Source organism: Arthrobacter sp. DualSoilB13 (genome assembly GCF_055389195.1).
This window is the reverse complement of sequence record NZ_AP035865.1, coordinates 3,686,098-3,704,285: the sequence shown is the minus strand read 5'-3', so window position 1 is coordinate 3,704,285 and position 18,188 is coordinate 3,686,098. Positions and strand designations below refer to the sequence as shown.

The 18,188-nt window shown below is 63.6% G+C and carries 19 protein-coding genes and 1 pseudogene; 11 read left to right on the top strand and 9 right to left on the bottom strand.

Annotated elements, in window-relative coordinates:
- Positions 1–62: 62 nt before the first annotated feature.
- A complete protein-coding gene (locus ACZ5J0_RS17070; RefSeq protein WP_464093645.1) occupies positions 63–1,658 on the bottom strand; it encodes an alkaline phosphatase D family protein in 1,596 nt (531 codons plus the stop codon).
- Between the two features lie 122 nt (positions 1,659–1,780).
- On the opposite strand from ACZ5J0_RS17070, the gene ACZ5J0_RS17065 reads away from it, so the two are divergent.
- Positions 1,781–2,191, top strand: coding sequence for a hypothetical protein (locus ACZ5J0_RS17065; protein ID WP_250820465.1), 411 nt, complete (start codon positions 1,781–1,783; stop codon positions 2,189–2,191).
- On the opposite strand, the gene ACZ5J0_RS17060 is transcribed toward ACZ5J0_RS17065, so the two are convergent.
- Entirely contained in the window at positions 2,173–4,596 is a 2,424-nt protein-coding gene (locus ACZ5J0_RS17060) for an HAD-IC family P-type ATPase (RefSeq protein ID WP_464093644.1), read from the bottom strand. The two genes, ACZ5J0_RS17065 and ACZ5J0_RS17060, sit on opposite strands and share 19 nt — an antisense overlap.
- 345 nt (positions 4,597–4,941) lie before the next feature.
- Between ACZ5J0_RS17060 and ACZ5J0_RS17055 the strand changes: the two genes are divergently transcribed.
- The gene (locus ACZ5J0_RS17055) at positions 4,942–5,550 is read left to right on the top strand and encodes a dihydrofolate reductase family protein (protein WP_166842230.1); all 609 of its coding nucleotides are present in this window, start codon (positions 4,942–4,944) and stop codon (positions 5,548–5,550) included.
- Between the two features lie 94 nt (positions 5,551–5,644).
- Here ACZ5J0_RS17055 and ACZ5J0_RS17050 read toward each other — a convergent pair whose 3' ends face one another.
- The 5 genes from ACZ5J0_RS17050 to ACZ5J0_RS17030 are packed head-to-tail and all read right to left on the bottom strand — an operon-like array spanning position 5,645 to position 9,694.
- Complete coding sequence (locus ACZ5J0_RS17050; protein WP_166842231.1) at positions 5,645–6,631, bottom strand: sensor histidine kinase; 987 nt, start codon at positions 6,629–6,631, stop codon at positions 5,645–5,647.
- Positions 6,624–7,298, bottom strand: a complete 675-nt coding sequence (locus tag ACZ5J0_RS17045) for a response regulator transcription factor (protein ID WP_166842232.1) — start codon at positions 7,296–7,298, stop codon at positions 6,624–6,626. The genes ACZ5J0_RS17050 and ACZ5J0_RS17045 overlap by 8 nt, the downstream gene beginning before the upstream one ends.
- Positions 7,299–7,302: 4 nt before the next feature.
- Positions 7,303–7,971 (bottom strand): DedA family protein, encoded by a 669-nt coding sequence (locus ACZ5J0_RS17040; protein ID WP_166842233.1) that lies wholly within the window; start codon positions 7,969–7,971, stop codon positions 7,303–7,305.
- A 10-nt stretch (positions 7,972–7,981) separates the two neighbouring features.
- Positions 7,982–8,701: a phosphatase PAP2 family protein gene (locus ACZ5J0_RS17035; protein ID WP_464093643.1), complete on the bottom strand. Its 720-nt coding sequence runs from the start codon at positions 8,699–8,701 to the stop codon at positions 7,982–7,984.
- Between the two features lie 60 nt (positions 8,702–8,761).
- Positions 8,762–9,694: an NAD-dependent epimerase/dehydratase family protein gene (locus ACZ5J0_RS17030; RefSeq protein ID WP_464093642.1), complete on the bottom strand. Its 933-nt coding sequence runs from the start codon at positions 9,692–9,694 to the stop codon at positions 8,762–8,764.
- Positions 9,695–9,828: 134 nt separating this feature from the next.
- On the opposite strand from ACZ5J0_RS17030, the gene ACZ5J0_RS17025 reads away from it, so the two are divergent.
- The 7 genes from ACZ5J0_RS17025 to ACZ5J0_RS16995 all read left to right on the top strand — a co-directional run bounded on the left by ACZ5J0_RS17025 (position 9,829) and on the right by ACZ5J0_RS16995 (position 16,683).
- Positions 9,829–10,563, top strand: a complete 735-nt coding sequence (locus ACZ5J0_RS17025; protein ID WP_464093641.1) for a TetR/AcrR family transcriptional regulator — start codon at positions 9,829–9,831, stop codon at positions 10,561–10,563.
- A 17-nt stretch (positions 10,564–10,580) separates the two neighbouring features.
- Entirely contained in the window at positions 10,581–11,372 is a 792-nt protein-coding gene (locus ACZ5J0_RS17020; RefSeq protein WP_464093640.1) for an oxygenase MpaB family protein, read from the top strand.
- A complete protein-coding gene (locus ACZ5J0_RS17015; RefSeq protein ID WP_464093639.1) occupies positions 11,365–12,252 on the top strand; it encodes a DUF817 domain-containing protein in 888 nt (295 codons plus the stop codon). The genes ACZ5J0_RS17020 and ACZ5J0_RS17015 overlap by 8 nt, the downstream gene beginning before the upstream one ends.
- A gap of 304 nt (positions 12,253–12,556) precedes the next feature.
- On the top strand, positions 12,557–14,419 hold the full coding sequence (dnaK, locus tag ACZ5J0_RS17010) for a molecular chaperone DnaK (RefSeq protein WP_142937825.1): 1,863 nt from the start codon (positions 12,557–12,559) through the stop codon (positions 14,417–14,419).
- Between the two features lie 2 nt (positions 14,420–14,421).
- Positions 14,422–15,081, top strand: coding sequence for a nucleotide exchange factor GrpE (locus tag ACZ5J0_RS17005; RefSeq protein WP_142937826.1), 660 nt, complete (start codon positions 14,422–14,424; stop codon positions 15,079–15,081).
- 188 nt (positions 15,082–15,269) lie between these two features.
- Positions 15,270–16,250 (top strand): DnaJ C-terminal domain-containing protein, encoded by a 981-nt coding sequence (locus ACZ5J0_RS17000; RefSeq protein ID WP_464093638.1) that lies wholly within the window; start codon positions 15,270–15,272, stop codon positions 16,248–16,250.
- Positions 16,251–16,260: 10 nt separating this feature from the next.
- The gene (locus ACZ5J0_RS16995) at positions 16,261–16,683 is read left to right on the top strand and encodes a heat shock protein transcriptional repressor HspR (protein ID WP_166842240.1); all 423 of its coding nucleotides are present in this window, start codon (positions 16,261–16,263) and stop codon (positions 16,681–16,683) included.
- Positions 16,684–16,689: 6 nt separating this feature from the next.
- Here ACZ5J0_RS16995 and ACZ5J0_RS16990 read toward each other — a convergent pair whose 3' ends face one another.
- Positions 16,690–17,157, bottom strand: a complete 468-nt coding sequence (locus ACZ5J0_RS16990) for a hypothetical protein (RefSeq protein WP_464093637.1) — start codon at positions 17,155–17,157, stop codon at positions 16,690–16,692.
- Positions 17,158–17,351: 194 nt separating this feature from the next.
- Between ACZ5J0_RS16990 and ACZ5J0_RS16985 the strand changes: the two are divergent.
- Together ACZ5J0_RS16985 and ACZ5J0_RS16980 are read left to right on the top strand one after the other, a co-directional pair.
- Positions 17,352–17,417, top strand: a pseudogene (locus ACZ5J0_RS16985) (DUF3040 domain-containing protein); the annotation flags it as partial.
- 37 nt (positions 17,418–17,454) lie between these two features.
- A complete protein-coding gene (locus ACZ5J0_RS16980; protein WP_464094761.1) occupies positions 17,455–17,655 on the top strand; it encodes a hypothetical protein in 201 nt (66 codons plus the stop codon).
- Positions 17,656–17,754: 99 nt separating this feature from the next.
- Here the strand turns inward: ACZ5J0_RS16980 and ACZ5J0_RS16975 are convergent, their stop codons facing one another.
- Positions 17,755–18,177, bottom strand: coding sequence for a hypothetical protein (locus tag ACZ5J0_RS16975; RefSeq protein WP_223941013.1), 423 nt, complete (start codon positions 18,175–18,177; stop codon positions 17,755–17,757).
- Between the last annotated feature and the right edge of the window lie 11 nt (positions 18,178–18,188).

Sequence of the window (18,188 nt, the reverse complement as noted above, 5' to 3'; positions counted from 1 at the left end):
CGGGTTTTTGTACAGATAATGCCCCTAAAGCCGCCGCAGGAGGGCATTATCTGTACAAAAATTCAGGAGAGTCCCGGTACTCCGTCGTTGATGGTGAATGACTTCTTGGTGCTGACCGGGGCGCCCGGCGTGGTGACGTAGTCCAGTACACGGAAGTCGGCGGTCATGGCCTCCTTGGTAATGCGAGTGTTCACGTAGCCGCGGTTGTCGTTGTAGAACTTCAGGTGCGGGTTCCAGGCCATGGTGGAGTCGGTGGTGGATCCTGTGCCGTCACCCGTGGAGGTAATGGACGAGCACACCAGTTCTGTTCCCACCACCGCTGCCGCAGGGTCTTTGTAGTCCACTTTGAGGTTGGTGGCCCAGTGGCGGTGAACGTCGCCGGTGAGTACGACGGCGTTGCGCACCTTGGCGTCCAACCAGCCTTGGGTGATCCTGCGGCGGGAAGCGGCATAGCCGTCCCAGCCGTCCATGGAGACGTCGTCGATGTTCGGCGCCTTGTCGCGGTCCCGTTCGGCGAAGAAGACCTGCTGGCCCAGGATGTCCCAGCGTTGCGTGGAGTTCTTGAATCCGTCCAGCAGCCACTTTTCCTGCTCAGCACCGGTGATGGTGCGGTTCTCGTCCAGACGCTCGGCCACGTTCTTCTTCCAGCCGTCCCCGGCGAGCTGGTCGTCCCGGTACTGGCGGGTGTCCATCATGTGGAAGTTGGCCAGCTGGCCCCACTGGATGCTGCGGTAGATCTTCATGTCGAATCCAGCCGGAACCGATGACGCGCGCAGCGGCATGTTTTCGTAGTACGCCTGGAAGGCTGCGGAGCGGCGCTGCCGGAAGTGCTCCGTGGTGTCGTTGAGCTGGCCGGGGTCGCTGTTCTCGGGGATCTCGTCCGCCCAGTTGTTGTCCACCTCGTGGTCATCCCAAACCACCAGCCAAGGCGCGATTGCGTGCGCAGCCTGCAGATCGGCGTCGGCCTTGTATTGGGCGTGCCGCTGGCGGTAACCCGCCAGACTGACTGTCTCCGGGCCCTCATGATCACGGGGGTTGCCGCCGCCGATCACGTAGCTGTCCTTTTTGTACTCGTAGAGGTAGTCGCCGAGGTGCAGCACCAGGTCCGGGTGGTCTTCGGCCAGCCGCTTGTACGCGGTGAAGTAGCCGTGCTCGTACTGTGCGCAACTTGCGAATGCCATGGCCAGCGCAGCAGGGGTCTCGCCGGGTGCGGGGCTTGTCAAGGTGCGGCCAACTTCGCTCAGGTGCCGTCCTGTCCGGAAGCGGTAGAAGTACTCCCGGCCGGGTCGGAGACCTTTGAGTTCTACGTGCACCGAGTGGGCGGTTTCGATTCTGGCATGTTCGACGCCGCGGGCTACTACCCGGCGCATCGCCGGATCTTCTGCGACTTCCCAGGCGACGGCGACGTTGCGGGAGGGCATGCCGCCCAAGCCATCTTCGGCCACGGGGTTCACTGCCAGCCGGGTCCAGATCACAAAGCCGTCGGGCCACGGCTCGCCCGATGCGATGCCAAGCGTGAACGGATGGGTGCGGAGACCGGCGTCGTCCGCTGTTGAAACCGCTACGGCGGGACTGGCGACGGCGGTGCCAGGCAGGGCGGCGACGAGTCCGGCCCCGAGGCTGGCGGTGATGAGGGATCGGCGGGAGATGTTTTCCATACGACCGAGCCTAGGAAGCCCGGGTTGACTGGATTCAAGGGAGACGTGAATGAGTGGTTAATTGTGTGACAAAAGGTGTAACTCCGGGTTGGGGTGGAGGAAGGCTCGTCTATGCTCAGTTCATGACTACGGGGGAGAGCCGTCAGCGGCCCGGAGTGGTGACGTTCTCAGTGGTGCTGATGTACATCGGCGGCATCGCGCAAATCCTCTTGGGAATCCTGACGATTTTCCTGCGCTACGCCCCGGAAGCCCAATCCGGCGGCATTGCTTTGCCTATCACGTTGCTGGGCGCAGGCATGATTCTGTTCGGCTTGTTGGTGATCGGGCTGGCCTCCGGAGTGGCGCGGGGAAGCGAAGCAGCCCGCCGCGGCGCCACAGCAGTCATGCTGCTCGGACTGGCTTTTGCCGTGCTGGACCTCATTATTGCCGCGGACGGAGATTGGTCCGCTGTGATCTCACAATCCATCGCAACGGTGGCTGTGCTGGTGCCGCTGTGGGCAGGCCGGGGACGCCGCTACTTCGAGACGCGCTGATGTAGTGCTTCCTGGGCATCCCGGTAGGCAACACGGCGGTGAACGAAGCGGACAACCTCGATCAGTGCGATGCAGGCAACGGATGTTCCCAGGATCAGAACTGCCGTGGGCAGCGTCGGATCCGTGAATTGCAGGAAGTCACGGGCAATCGGTACCGAATAGACCAGTACAAGCCCGATCATCATGGCGCCGATGACCATGCCCTTGAAACGGGTGACGGGACGCGAGAGCACCACCAGAATCCAGATGCCGATGATCGCCAGGATGAGTGTGGACCCGGTCCGGATCTCCGCTTCCGGAATTTGCATGTTCGCTGCGAGCCGGGCGTAGGAGGCAAGCCCCAAAGTCACGGAGACTCCGGCAGGTACGGCGAAAGTGAGTGAGCGCCGCAGGAAACCGGGAACGTAGCGCTGAGCATTGGGCAGCAGCGCCAGGAAGAAGGCAGGAATGCCGATGGTCAGGCCGTCAGTCACGCTCAGCTGACGGGGAAGGAACGGGAACGGCAGCAGCAGGATTCCGAACGCGATGGCAAGGAAGGTGGCGTACGCGGTTTTAGTCAGGAACAGCATGGAGACGCGCTCAATGTTGGCAATGACCTGACGGCCCTCGGCAACCACGCTGGGCAGGTGCGAGAACTTGCCGTCAAGGAGCACCAGCCGGGCCACCGCTTTGGTGGCGGCGGCACCGGAATTCATGGCCACACCGATGTCGGCTTCCTTGATGGCCAAGGCATCGTTGACGCCGTCGCCGGTCATGGCAACCGTGCGGCCCGCACCCTTCAGCGCAACGACGATCCTTTTCTTCTGGTCTGGAGTCACCCGGCCAAAGACCACGTTGTTGTTGATGACTTCCAGCAAATCGTGGTCGTCGTCGGGCAATTCGCGGGCATCAAAGCCGTGAGGTGCATCCAGCCCCACTTCCCGGGCGATCGCGGCCACCGTTTGTGGGTTGTCACCGGAAATGATCCGGACATCCACATCTTGTGCTGCGAAATACGTGAGTGTCCCCGCAGCGTCGGGACGGATATTCTCCTTGAACGTCAGGAGGACCACAGGGACAGCATCTGGCGGAACAGTCTCGTCGTCGGTGGGCGTGCCGTGGGCTAAGACCAGCGTGCGCCGGCCGGTGGTTGCCAACTCCGCGGCTTGGGTGGCAAGTTGCCGCTTCACGGGATCGCTGGAGTCGCGGTCCGGGAACACCATTTCCGGGCCGCCCAGGATCCACATCCCGTCCTCGAAAATCACCGCGCTCCATTTGCGGGCGGACGAGAATGGCACCCGGTCAAGTGGGAGGCTGGCTGGCTCGTTGAAGTGGCCGGCGAGGCTGCGGGCCGTTGCGTTCGCATCTTTCTGCACGCCATACCAGGACAGCACCGACTCCCAACCAGGACGGGCGGTGAGCGGGTGCGCGTCGTCGAAAACGATGTCGCCCTGGGTGAGAGTTCCGGTCTTGTCGAGGCAAATGATATCCACCCGGGCAAGGCCTTCCACTGCGGGCAGCTCCTGCACCAGCACCTGTTGGCGGGCCAGCTTTACCGCCCCCACAGCGAAGGTGATGCTGGTCATCAGCACCAGCCCCAGTGGGACCATGGCGACGACGGCGGCAATAGTCGCCGTCGCTGCGTCCCGCCACGCTCCACTTGCCGAGGCCTCTGCCCACCCGCCCTGGGCAATCATCTGTGCGTTCAGAACCAATAACGCCACGGGACCGACGAACCAGGTGACCCATTTCAGGACGCGGTCGATCGAGGAGCGGAGCTCGGACGCTACAAGGGAGAATCGTTTGGCTTCCGCGGCGAGCGAGTTGGCGAAGGAATCTGCGCCCACCCGATCCACCACCGCTGACCCTTCACCGGCGACCACCACAGAGCCGGACAACACGCGATCCCCGATTTCCTTCTCCACGGCATCGGATTCGCCTGTCAGCATGGATTCGTCCACTTGGAGTCCGCGTGATCCAGACACCAAACCGTCCGCCGGCACCTGGTCTCCGGCCCTCAGGACGAGGGTGTCGTCCAGCACAACGTCATCGAGGGCGATCTCTGCCTCTGATCCATCACGCATTACCCGGGCATGCGGGGCGTTCAGCAAGGCCAGTCGGTCCAAAGCCCGCTTGGCCCGGTACTCCTGGACACTGCCGATCACGGCGTTGGCGATGGCGCTGAAACCGAAGAGGGCATCCTGCCAGCGGCCGATCGCGAACAGAACAATGAAGCAGGCCAGGATGATGCCGTTGAACAGGGTGAGCACGTTGGCGCGGACGATGCTCCAGACGCTGCGGCTGGTGTCTTGGACGAACGCGTTGGTTTGCCCTGCGGCCACCCTCTCGGCAACGTCTGCCGCGCCCAGCCCCTGCGTCGATGACACCGTCTGCCGGACGGCGGCCCCTTGAAGATCCTTCTCCATGCCAATCACACCTCCGTTGGCCGCCACGGGGTGAGCCGGGGCCACCATCCCGGGACATTTTGCCGGTAATCCAAGTACTGCCCACCTTATGTCCTGGTGAGGGTTGGTTCCTCGTAGCCCTTCACGAAGGCGACCTCCGCGGCGAAGACGATCGTCCCGATCCACGCACGTGCTGGCGAGGTTGCCTGGGCCATGCGCGCCACAATAGTCCCATTGCTCCGTGTGCGCGAGGGTTGGTGGCCGGTCGGCGGACCCTGATTCCGAACGCCCTCCCGCTTGCCGCCCGGCGGGACTAGGATGGCCCGCATCCAAGGGCAGCTCGGACTTTCACCGAAGGAACACACTATGGGCACTCTTTCTGTTGACCTTTTCCTCACCCTCGACGGCGTCTACCAAGCACCGGGTGGACCCGACGAGGACACTTCCGACGGCTTCACGTTCGGCGGCTGGCAGGCGGCGTATTCAGACGAAGAAGCCGGTGCCGCGATCGTCGCCGGGATTGACCGCATGGACGCGCTCCTCCTGGGACGCAGGACCTACGACATCTTCGCGGGCTACTGGCCAAAGCAAAGCGACCACATTGGCGACACCTTGAACGCACTGCCCAAGTTCGTCGTATCGCGGACCCTGACCGAACCCAGGTGGGAGGAAACGACGGCCCTGACGGATGTGAAGGAGGTGGCTGCGGTGAAGGAGCGGTTCAATGACGTCCACGTCATAGGCAGCGGCGTCCTGGCACGCTCGCTCCTCGAAGCCGACCTTGTGGACCGGCTCAACCTGTACCTGTACCCACTGACGTTCGGAACGGGTAAGCGGTTGTTCCCGGACGGTGCAGGCGTGCCCGCAGCCTTCCGATTGGCCCAGCCACCCCAGGCATTCCCCAATGGCGCCATCCTGCTCGCCTACGACCGCGCCGGCGACCCCGTTACGGGCATTGATATCAGCCAGTCGTAGCCGGTCATCTTCCAACAGAAGCGTTCGACGGCGGGTGCGCACCCGCCGTCGAACGCTTCTGTTTTCTGGTTCTTACGGTGGGCGCCCGCCACCGTCAATTCCCCGCCAGGGGCAGCGTAATCCGCATGCAGGTGCCTTCCGGGCCGGTGTATGCGACGTCCGCGGAGCCGCCCGCGGCGACGGCTATATCGCGGACCAGGGACAGTCCGATCCCGAAGCTACGCTGCTGTTGGCCGGGATGGGGGTCGGGTGTCCTGGCGAAACGGTCGAAGATCCGGTCCTGGTCGATACCTGTAATACCGTGGCCGGTATCAGTGACAGTGATGACCGCCTGGTTAGCGGCCACGGTGCTGGCAACCGTGATGAGGCCGCCCGCTGGCGTGTGGACGAGTGCGTTCTCGGCCAAACCGAGGATGGCGCGGTGAAGTCGCTGCGGGGTGATCATGGCCCGGGGGTGCCCAGTGCTCGAACAGTGCAGGGTGATGCCCCGGTCCGCGGCCAATTGCTGGAGGCTGTCCACGACCTCCTGTGTGATGTCGGGGATATTCGTTGCCGTGGCGGCGGGTTCTTGGAGCGTGCCGGTAGCGGATTCGAGGAGTTCGTTGACTATTCCGGTGAGGGCGGCTGTGTCGTCCCGGATCCGTGTCAGTTGCCGGCCGACGGGCGATTCCGGAGCGGTGCTGCGTTGTGCCACTTGGATGCGGGCATCAAGGATGGCCAAGGGCGTCCGCATTTCATGGCTGGCGTCCTGGATGAAACGTCGTTGCAGGATCAGGGCTTCGCCGAGGGGGCGGATGGCACTGCGCGCGCTGAGCCAGCCAACACCGCCCGCCAGCAGGATGCCCGCTGCCCCGGCGATGACCATGGCTTTGATCAGGTCTTTGGTGTCGAGATAGGCATAGACGGCCCCAGGTTCGGTTGGTTCCGGATTGCCGGCCTGGCTCAGCAGGTACATGGTGGCCGCGGTCAGGAGGCATAGGACCAGCAGGGCGCAGACTGCACTGATTCGTAGCGCGATCTTCAAGGAGGCCTTGCGAAGGATTGCCTGATCCTGGGCCGGGGCCATGGACTGATCAGTCATGGGCTTCGCCTATCTGGTAACCCACACCGTGGACGGTCCGGATGACCGATCGGGCGACTTTTCGGCGAAGGTGGTGAACATGGGTGTCGATGACTCCGGGCAGGTCACCTTGGCTATCGGTGGCGACAATCAGCTCCTCCCTGGTGAACACCCGGTCCGGCTCGGCAGCAAGAACCGACAGCAACTCCGATTCGGTCGCGGTCAACGAGGCAAGGAACCCGTGAATGGAGCGCATGGATCTGGTGGTGGAGTCCAGTTCCCAGTCGCCGATGACGGTGATCCGGGGTGCCTGGTGGTAGCTGCGGGTCAAAGCCCTCAGGCGTGCCCCCAATTCCATGGCGTCGAAGGGCTTGGTCATGTAGTCGTTCGCGCCGGCGTCGAGCCCCCGAACCTTCTCGTCCACAGAACCAATGGCGGTGAGGATGAGGATTGGGGTGGCGATCCCCTTGGAACGTAGCGCGGCGATCAGCGCGATGCCATCCAGGCCCGGAAGCCCCCGGTCAATCACCATCGCATCCCACGTTCCCACCAGGGCCTGGCTCAAGCCTTCATGGCCGTCGACGGCGATGTGCACCTGATAGTCGGGCTCAAGGAGCTCCGCGATCAGTGGCCCCAGGGCAGGATCGTCTTCCACCAGCAGGACGGACAGCTTGGAGTCAGTGGTCACGGATCTATTCTTGCGCGGAGGAGGACTCCGCCGCGCGGCTACGCCTGCGTTTGAGGTATTCGATACCCCACGGCAGCACGGAGGCCAGCACCATCACCACGGCTATGACGTCGATGTTCTTTGCGATGATCTCGAAATGGCCCAACCAGGAGCCAAGGAGCGTAACGGAGCTCGCCCAAAGGATCGCCCCAGTGATGTTCCAGAGGGCAAAGGACTTGTAGTGATACCGGGCGATGCCGGCACTGAGGGGCGCGAAGGTGCGCACCACCGGCACGAAACGGGCGAGGATCAGCGCGGGCCCGCCCCGGCGTCGGAAGAAGTCTTCGGCCTTTGCCAGATGGGACGTTTTCAGGACCCTGGCGTCGTCGGAGAACCATCGGCGTCCGAAGCGGCGCCCCAGCAGATAGCCCACCTGATCACCCGCGATGGCGGCCACAGTCACCACTGTTATCAGCACAGGAAGTGTCAGGTTCAGTTGCTGGTGAAGGAGCCCGGCAGTGAAGAGCAAGGAGTCACCGGGCAGGAAGGGGAACAGAACACCTGATTCAATGAAGATCATCAGGGCCACCACCCCGAGGGTCGCGGGTCCCAATCCCTGCAGAAGGCTGGCCGGGTCCAGGAGGGGGAGGAGCTCGGTAGGGTTCAGTGCAGGCACCAAGGCAAGGGCTTCCATAGAGTCTCTTTCATTTGGGAGAGCGTGGGGACGTGGCCCGGGAATGAATCGCGGCCATGACAGCTGGTGCAAAGCGGTTCCAGGTTCCGGCCATGATCAGGACCGCCGCGATCGTTGCCGGGAACGAGGCAACAACGTCCAACGGATAATGGGCGCCGATGTACACCCGGGACCAAGCGACCACCACGGCCATGACCGTCCCTGCCCAGAGGACCGGTTTCGCCCACCGTGTTTCACGAACCAGAAGGAACGTCGCCAGTGTGAGCGCGACGGCCAAGGACGTGTGGCCGCTGGGGAAGCTGTTGGACACGGGCTCCGGCACCAGGGGATCGAACAGCAAGGCAGGATCCGGCCTGATCCGGCCGGTAACCACCTTGAACAATTGGCACGTCAGCCATCCACACGCCACCGTAAGGGAAAAGAGCGCTGCATTCTGCGGAGAACGTCGGATCAGTGCCAGATACAAACTGACAGCGATCACGATCAGCGTTCCCGCCACCGGACCGAAAAGCGCGTTCAACACCAGGGCCAGCCCGGTCAGCACGGGTGTGTGATGGCGGCTGAAGTCATCGTCCACCGCCAGTTCAGCCAAGGTCAGGCCAGGGACCACCTGAATCGCCCACCCCGCCAAGACAACGGCGGCCGCAAGTACCAGCCCGATGATCAGCCAGTGCTTGGGTGCGGGCAGGGGGTTGAAGCGCACGGGATGCGGCGCGGAATGCGGAAACATGGAACCCCTCGACAGGACGACTCGTTTCTTGGATTCTCCGCCGCGGGTTTTAAGAACTCGTTAAGAACTGCGCTGGTCCGCCCCGCGCCACCACGCCATGGTCGCGGCAGCGGCCTCCGGCAGGGGAGTCGGGTCCAGGTCCAGTATCCGCTGGCTTTCGGAGGAATCCATCACGAATGGGCGCTCAAACTGGTACAGCAACTCAGCCAATTCGCGCATATCGGTCGAGACCAGTCCGGCGGCCCGCAGCACCCAGCCGGGAACAGCGCTCACCTTTGGTTCCGTCAGACCAGCCGCTTGGGCATGTGCTACTGCGATGTCCCGCTGGGTCACGGCCGCGCCGGTGGGTGCATGCAGCACGCTGTTCCAGAGTGCGGGCTTCCCTGCGGCGGCGATCATGGCCGCAGCAAGATCCGGCACATAGGTGAAGGAATGCGGCTGGCTGGCGCTGCCAATGAACTGCAGCCGTTTGCCCGCCAGTATTGGCGTGACCATGCGCTCGCCGGCATGTGCCATCTTCACGCGCGGTCCAAAGAAATCGCCGGCCACTACGCTCACGGTGTTGGCCGCATGCGCCCGCCGCGCCTTCAACAGCGCCGTTCGGATGCCACGTTTTCCGCCCGCAGCTTCGCGGGGGCTCGATTCGGTCATGATGCGTGCGGGCTCACTGTACGAGTACAGGCTTTCGGGAAATACGACGACGGCGCCCGCGGCTGCGGCTGCGTCCATCACCGCTTGTTCGGCCCGGGGGAGTTCCGCGGCCCAAGCTGCAGCGCTGTACGCCGATCCGTGGATGCAGTGGAAGGTGGCCGCTGATCCCGCGACGGCTTCCTTGAGCTGTTCAGGATCGGATGCATCTACGCGCATCTTCTCCACCAGTGGGTGGTCCGGGCCGCTGCCCGAGCGCGTCAGTACGCGTACCGGGTGCCCCAGCCCTGCGAGTTGTTCGGCGATGGTGTGGCCCACCGGTCCTGCTCCTGTGACGACGTACATGATGGTCCTCTTTCTTTGTGTAGGTGAGGTGCAAAGCAAGAGCAGTGCTCTCTGAATCCAGAATGACTGTCCTTTGGCGTGAAGTCAAGAGCAGTGCTCTTGTTTGTTGACGCCGCTCTCCTTTGTGGCAAGCTATGGGCATGACTTCAGCTGCAACCAAGGCCAAGCCGACTACTCCCAGGGAGCGGGCACGTGCACAAACCATCGCCGACATCATCCGGCTGGGCCGTCAGCATCTGGCCCTCCACGGCGCGGCAGCCCTGTCCCTTCGCGCGGTAGCCAGGGACCTCGGCGTCGTGTCCTCGGCCGTGTATCGCTACGTGGAGAGCCGCGACGAGCTCCTCACCCTCCTGCTCATCGACGCGTACAACGAGCTGGGCGACCATGTGGAGGCAGCCGTGGAGGCCGTTCCCGACAACGACTTCGCCGGGCAATTCCGGGCGCTTGGCACTGCCGTCCGGTCGTGGGCGCTCCGCGAACCGGCAAGCTACGCCCTGCTGTTCGGTAGTCCCGTCCCCGGCTACCAGGCGCCGGGCGAGCGCACCACCGTCCCCGGAACCCGCGTCATCGTCCGCCTCGTGGGCATTTTTGACGCCGCATTCCGCGCCGGAGCCATGCGCGCAGACGTGAGTCCCGCCGTCGTGATTCCCCCGGCGTTGGCCGAAGACCTGTCGGCCATTCGCGCCGAAATGAATCTCGCGGCACCAGACGCGTCGTTAGCGCGTGGTGTTCTGGTGTGGACGTCGGTGTTCGGGGCCATCAGCTTCGAGGTTTTTGGGCAGTACGGGCCGGAGACTTTCAAGGCCCGCGACGAGCTTTTTGAGCATCAGCTGGGCGTGCTTCAGGGCGTCGTGGGGCTCCAAGGCTAGGGCGCTACAGTATTCAGATGGTTCGTGGACTGGCTGACATTGGTGCGGAGGGTGTCCTCCTTGCCGGCGCGGGCCGCGCAATTCTCCTGCAAATCGCGGACCCCAAAGTGGGCCACGGCGTGGCCGAGCACAGCAATTTCGCGGAGCGCCCCATGGATCGGCTCCGCGCCACCATGACCTACGTGTATGCGGTGGTTTACGGCTCGGAGGAACAGCTGAAGGCCGTTCGCCGCGCCGTCAACCGAGCCCATGCCCCGGTCCGCCGCGGACCCGATGGTGCTTCACACGGCTACAGCGCTTTCGACGCCGACTCCCAACTCTGGGTGGTCGCCACCCTCTACGACACCGCCGTCACCGTCTATCAGCAGGTCCATGGAATGCTCGACGACGATACCGCCGACCGTATCTACCGCGAGTATGCGCGGATCGGGACAGCCCTGCAGCTTCCGGCGGATAAATGGCCGGCTGACCGGGCAGCCTTTGCAAGGTACTGGGAATCCCAGGTGCGCGGACTTCGCCCGGATGACAAGGCGCTCAAGGTAGCCAGGGACCTTCTCTACCCGGCTGGAGGACCACGGTTGCTGCGCCTGGCCATGCCGACGGCGCGGTTCCTCACCGCAGGCCTGCTGCCGGATCACGTGCGCGAGGGATTCGGCTTCACCTGGGGCGAAAGCCAGGCGCGGCGGTTCGAGCGGACCATGCGGATGGTGGGTCGCGTGTATCCGCGCTTGCCCCAGCGGATCCGGCACTGGCCCCGCGACCATTATTTGGGCCAGCTTGTGGTGGATTCCGCGGTGCCCCATGCGTAACTCCACGTCGGTGGAAGAGTCCATCGACGCCCTTGCGCACCGCTACCTTGACCGCACTCGCGGTGGCCGTGTGCGGGCCGGGCTGACCGAGTTTGTGGTGTTCGGGCTGAAGCAGGCGTGGGCGTGTGTGTTCGGGGCGGCTTTGCTCGCGGTGATCATCGCTGCCCGGCTTTGGTACCCGGACAACGCGGCGCTTGCCCGCAACGATTTCCTGACCCTTGCCGCCGTCGTTATCCAAGTTCTGATGATCTCTTTCAGGCTGGAGACGCTGCGGGAATTGCGGGTCATCCTGCTCTTCCATGTGGTGGGGACGGTGATGGAGCTGTTCAAGACGGACGTCGGCTCCTGGGCGTACGAGGCCGAAGGCGTCCTTCGGATCGGGGCCGTTCCACTGTTCAGCGGCTTCATGTATGCCGCAGTGGGGTCCTATATGGTGCGGGTGTTCCGGCTGTTCGACCTCCGCTTCGAACGGTACCCGCGGCGGTGGATCACGGCACTTGTTGCGGCCGCGATCTACATCAACTTCTTCTCGCACCACTACATCTTTGACGCGCGCTGGGTGCTGCTGGCCGCCGTCGTGCTTGTCTATGGCCGGTGCGTGATGCACTTCCGGGTGTTCCGGCGTCGCTTCCGTATGCCCATCCTGGTCTCGTTCCTGCTGGTGGCGCTGTTCATTTGGTTCGCGGAGAATATCGGCACGTGGTCCCGTGCGTGGCTGTATCCCAACCAGCTGAACGGCTGGCAGGCGGTCTCCATCGACAAGCTCCTGGCATGGTTCCTGCTGATGATCATCTCCGTGGTGCTGGTGGCGTGGGTCTATAAGCCGGAACCGCTTGACGCTCCTGCTGAGGTGGCTAGGCTTCGCCGCGTATCGCCTTGAGTGCCGCGCGGCGTGCCTGAAGCAAGGGTTCGACGTCGGACACCCGGCTCAGGCGGACGGCTTGCCAGTTCACCGTGGGCGAAACCACCCCCTGAGCCGCGTGATTCCGGGGCTTTCCTAGGCCCTCAGATCAAAGTTGAGCGAACTCGACTCAACTTTGGATTGACATCTTTCCGAGGCTGAGTACAGTTGAGTGCAGAACGCTCAACTAGCCGATTGTTGAGCAGGCTTCCGGCACGTAGACCGCCCAGCGGACCGCTGTCAGGTGCAATCTCCAACATCGGCCATTGAAAGGAAACAAGATATGTCACGTGCAGTAGGTATCGACCTCGGAACCACCAACTCCGTGGTCTCTGTTCTCGAAGGTGGCGAGCCCACCGTTATCGCCAACGCAGAAGGCGGCCGCACCACGCCGTCCGTCGTTGCGTTCTCCAAGTCCGGCGAAGTCCTGGTCGGCGAAATCGCCAAGCGCCAGGCCGTCAACAACATCGACCGCACCATCGCTTCCGTCAAGCGCCACATGGGCACCGACTGGAACGTCGCCGTCGATGACAAGAAGTACACGCCGCAGGAAATCTCCGCGCGTATCCTCATGAAGCTTAAGAACGACGCCGAGAGCTACCTGGGTGAAAAGGTCACTGACGCTGTGATCACCGTTCCGGCCTACTTCAATGACGCCGAGCGCCAGTCCACCAAGGAAGCTGGCGAAATCGCAGGCCTCAACGTCCTCCGTATTGTCAACGAGCCCACCGCTGCTGCACTGGCCTACGGCTTGGACAAGGGCAAGGAAGACGAACTCATCCTGGTCTTCGACCTCGGTGGCGGAACCTTCGACGTCTCCCTCCTCGAGGTTGGCAAGGACGAAGACAACTTCTCCACCATCCAGGTCCGTGCAACCGCCGGTGACAACCGCCTCGGTGGCGACGACTGGGACAACCGCGTTGTCGAGTGGCTCCTGAGCCAGCTCAAGGTCAAGGGCATCGACCTCTCCAAGGACAAGATCGCCCTCCAGCGTTTGCGTGAAGCTGCCGAGCAGGCCAAGAAGGAACTGTCCTCCTCCACCAGCACCAACATCTCCCTCCAGTACCTGTCCGTCACCCCCGACGGCCCGGTTCACCTGGACGAGCAGCTGACCCGTGCCAAGTTCCAGGACCTCACCAAGGACCTGCTGGACCGCACCAAGAAGCCGTTCCAGGACGTCATCGCTGAAGCCGGCATCAAGGTTTCCGACATCGACCACATCGTGCTCGTCGGTGGCTCCACCCGTATGCCTGCTGTCTCCGAGCTCGTCAAGGAACTCGCCGGCGGCAAGGAGCCCAACAAGGGCGTCAACCCGGACGAAGTTGTGGCCGTTGGTGCCGCACTCCAGGCCGGTGTCCTGAAGGGCGAGCGCAAGGACGTCCTCCTCATCGACGTCACCCCGCTGTCCCTCGGCATCGAAACCAAGGGTGGCGTCATGACGCACCTCATCGAGCGCAACACCGCTATCCCCACCAAGCGTTCGGAGACCTTCACCACCGCTGACGACAACCAGCCGTCCGTGGCCATCCAGGTCTTCCAGGGCGAACGTGAATTCACCCGCGACAACAAGCCGCTGGGCACGTTCGAACTGACCGGCATCGCCCCGGCACCTCGTGGCGTTCCGCAGGTTGAGGTCACCTTCGACATCGACGCCAACGGCATCGTCCACGTGTCCGCCAAGGACAAGGGCACGGGCAAGGAACAGTCCATGACCATCACCGGTGGCACGGCACTGTCCAAGGACGACATCGACCGCATGGTCCGTGAAGCCGAAGAGCACGCTGCAGAGGACAAGGCACGCCGCGAAGCTACGGACACCCGTAACTCCGCAGAGCAGCTTGCTTACTCAGTGGACAAGCTGATCGCCGACAACGACGACAAGCTTCCCGAGGAAGTCAAGACCGAGGTCAAGGCCGACGTCGACGCCCTCAAGTCCGCGTTGGAAGGCACCGACGACGCCGCCGTGAAGACTGCGTTCGAGAAGCTCCAGGCCTCACAGACCAAGCTCGGCGAAGCCATCTACTCCCAGGCCTCCGCAGCTGACGCTCCGGGTGCCGGTGCAGAAGGCGCTCCTGCCGGTGACAAGGCTGCCGACGAGGACATCGTCGACGCCGAAATCATCGACGAAGACGAAGCGAAGAAGTAGCCATGCCTCACCACGGCAACGAAGCAGAGCACTCAGAAAGCGGCGAGCCGCGCAAGCCCGTTATCCGGGACAACCGCAAGGTTGACCCGGAGACCGGGGCAGCCCGTCACCCCGATAGCGAAGCTGCAGCTCCCACCGAAGGCAACGCCGCTCCTACAGACGGCGACGCCCTCTCCCAGGCTGAGGAAATCCTCAACGGGGTAGAGGTGCCGGCCGAGGAATCGGTAGCCTCCGGTGCCGCGGCTGAAGCCCAGGCAGCGGAGCTCCGCAACGACCTCCTCCGCCTCCAGGCTGAGTACGTCAACTACCGCAAGCGCGTCGAACGCGACCGCGCCGTAGCAGGAGAGATGGCCGTCATCGGCGTCCTGAACTCACTGCTCCCGGTGCTGGACGACGTCGATGCCGCCCGCCAGCACGGTGACCTCGAAGACGGCCCCTTCGCCGCCATCGCCACCAAACTGGAGAACGCGCTGAAGACGTACGGACTGGAACGCATCGCGGATACCGGAGTCGAATTCGACCCCACCATCCACGAGGCACTCATCCAGCAGCCCGGCGAGGACATCGAGGTTGACACGGTCAGCCAGGTGCTGCGCTCCGGATACCGCTCAGGTGAGCGGGTCCTGCGTGCAGCCCAAGTGATCGTCGCGGTTCCCGCTTAGTCCCACCGCGAAGCGAGACAAGGGGCCCCGCCCCTACGCGTGGCGGCTTTAGTCCTACGGACTTAGCCGCCACGCTCCGGTAGGCCCGAAGCCACTCCCGGGCCCCTTGTCTCGCTCCGCTCCGGCGGTCGGCTCGCCTAAGGTGGGTGGACGCAGGTGCTTGTTTATTGATTTGAAAGGAAACGCTCTTGGCCAGCCAGGACTGGGTTGAAAAGGATTTTTACGCGATCCTTGGTATTGCCAAGGATGCGTCCGATGCGGATATTAAGAAGGCCTACCGCAAGCTAGCGCGGGAGCATCACCCTGATACGAACTCTGGGGATGCTGCTGCGGAGAAGAAGTTCAAGGACATTTCCGAGGCTTACTCGGTGTTGTCGAACCCTGAGGACCGGCAGCAGTACGACGCCATCCGTGCCATGGGCGGTGCCCGGTTTGCTCCGGGTGCCGGTGCCGGACGCGGTGGTGCCGGAGCTAACGGTGGGTTTGAGGACCTGTTCGGCGGCCTGTTTGGCGGTGGGCCTGGTGCCCGTCAGCCTGCGGGCGGTGGCATCCCTCCGGAGTTCGCTGACCTGTTTGGTGGTGGGTTTGGAGGTGCCGGCCCCACCGGGTTCCAACGGGCTCCGCAGAAGGGCGCGGACCGGACGGCTACAACGTCCATCTCCTTTGCCGGATCCATCAAGGGCACCACGGTGAGCCTGCGTGAGAGCAACGGCAACGTGATCGACGTCAAGATCCCGGCCGGCATCAAGGACGGGCAGAAGGTCCGCCAGCGTGGCAAGGGCAACGCTGGCCCTGCCGGCAACGGCGACCTCATCATCACGGTGAGCGTCAAGCCTCACGACTTTTTCCACCGCGACGGCGACAACATCCGCATCCACGTGCCCGTCACGTTTGCGGAGGCGGCGCTCGGCGCCACCATTGAAGTTCCAACGCTCGACGGCGACACCGTCAAGGTGCGCGTTCCGGCCGGGACTCCGTCGGGCCGTACCCTCCGGGTGAAAGGTCGTGGCGTGAAGACGTCCAAGTCCACCGGCGACCTGCTGGTGACAATCGACGTCGCGGTCCCGCTGAACCTCAACAAAGAAGCAGAGGAAGCCGTGAAGGCTTTCGCGGCGGCCACCACTGATGCCAACCCGCGCAGCGACTTGGCCGCGAAGGCCCGGTTGTAAGGAGGCGGTCATGGCAATCGACGTCAACCAGCCGATCTTTGTCATCTCCGTGGCTGCGGAGCTTGCCGATATGCATCCGCAGACGTTGCGCCAGTACGACCGTTTGGGCATCGTTTCGCCCAGCCGCGCTCCCGGCAAGTCCCGCCGCTATTCGCAGAACGACGTCAATAAACTGCGGGAGGTCCAGCGCCTCTCGCAGTCCGGCGTCTCGCTCGAGGGCATCAAACGCATCCTCGACCTCGAAAACCAGGTTGCTGCCTTGCAGTACCGGGTTACTGAGCTGACCGAGGAGTTGTCGCGCCGCCGCTCACCCGTGGATGCACGGATCTTCGCGGCAGGTGCCGCGGGCGACGTCGTTAGCTTGGCCCGCGGGCAGCGTCCACGAGCGCGGTCGCAGGCCGTAGTGGTGTGGCGGCCGCGGTCGGGGGACTAGCTCGGGCTACGCCCGGCTGCGGTCCCAGCTGACCACTACCCGGGCAGCGCCGGCTTCGGTCCGCTCTACGTCCACCACGATCTGCGACTCTTTGGCTCCCATGTCCCGGATCTGCTGCTTGTACTCCTCAAGGTGCTCCTGCAGGGACTCCTCGGTCCACTCGCCCGGGCGCATCCTGGTGGAGATTTCCACAGGCTCCTCCCTGACCAGAATCTCCTCCGGTTGACGCCGCGGTGTCTTGGCCGGCTCAGATTCGCTGGACGGTACCAGCATGCGGAAGCCGAAAACTCCGCCAGCTATGCCAGCGACGAGGCCCGCGGCAATAAGCCAAATGGCCTTTCGGGGTCCGCGGCGCCCAGGAACCGCTTCAGTGATGCTCTGTGCTTTTCTAGCGCTTCGTCGTGCCATGGGGAGTTCAACTTTCCAGTCGGCGGTGGGGGTTCCATGCTGGTGGTGCGTCTGAATCCTGCCCATCCATCGTAAGCATGCTTAGAACCTTTGGTAAGTCGATACCTGGACCTGCCGCCGGTGATGAAGGGGGACCGTCATATGGCTAGAACACCTCAACGGGAAGATAATGAAGGCATAGCACGGCAAGCAGCGCTCGTGCAGGTGTTCTGAGCATTGACGCAGCCTCGGCGGCCCTGCTCGTGTGGTGAGGAATTCCGATGTCGTTGTCGGATGAAGAACGCAGGAGCTTGGAAGAGCTGGAGCGGGATCTCGCTTCAACGGATCCCGGCCTCGCCTATGAGCTGAAGTCCGGTCGCCCACGTGGCGCTCTGGCGCGCAAACGTTCTTGGCAGCCTGGCCGTTCTGGTCGGCTTCATCATGGTGATCGCCGGGATCGTCACCCAGCTGGTCATCCTGGGCGTCGCGGGGTTCCTGCTGGCCAGTGGCGGAGCCTATTGGCTCGTGACCGGGACATCGCTACGGAGACTGTTCGGACGGCACGACGACCACGCGGCACCTTAGCAGGTTCGGCACCTGAGTCGCCCCGCACCACCCTGCCGGCGCGATGGGAAGCGGCGGCTAGGGACGACGTTCGGGGGAGACCTTCCGGGAAGACGTTACCTAGGGAACCGGTGGGACCGGCGGCTGGACCGGGGTTTCCGGCCGCTGGACAGGCTCGGGTTCGCCCGGAGGCATCATCATTCGCCAAGCAAACACTGCGCCCGCTCCCACGACGGCAGCAGCAATGGCGGTGAACCATACTGCACGGCCGGAGCTGCGCTGCGTGGTCTTCCGGCTGAGCGCCCGGGTGGCCTTCTTTACTGCCTTGGCGGCAGTGCGTTTAGCTTCCTTGGCGGCCTTTTTGTTGCCGGTCAAAGTGAGCATCACACCCTGGACCACGGACGGCACGTCGGCGTGGTTGATCCGGGACAAAGCCCACCTCACCACTGCGTCTGTTTGTGCGGTTGTGCCCTCTGTCGCATGCGTTACCCATTCCCGGGCAAGATCCTGGGCGGCGGGAATGATGCTTTGCGCTTTGTACATGCTGAGCCCCT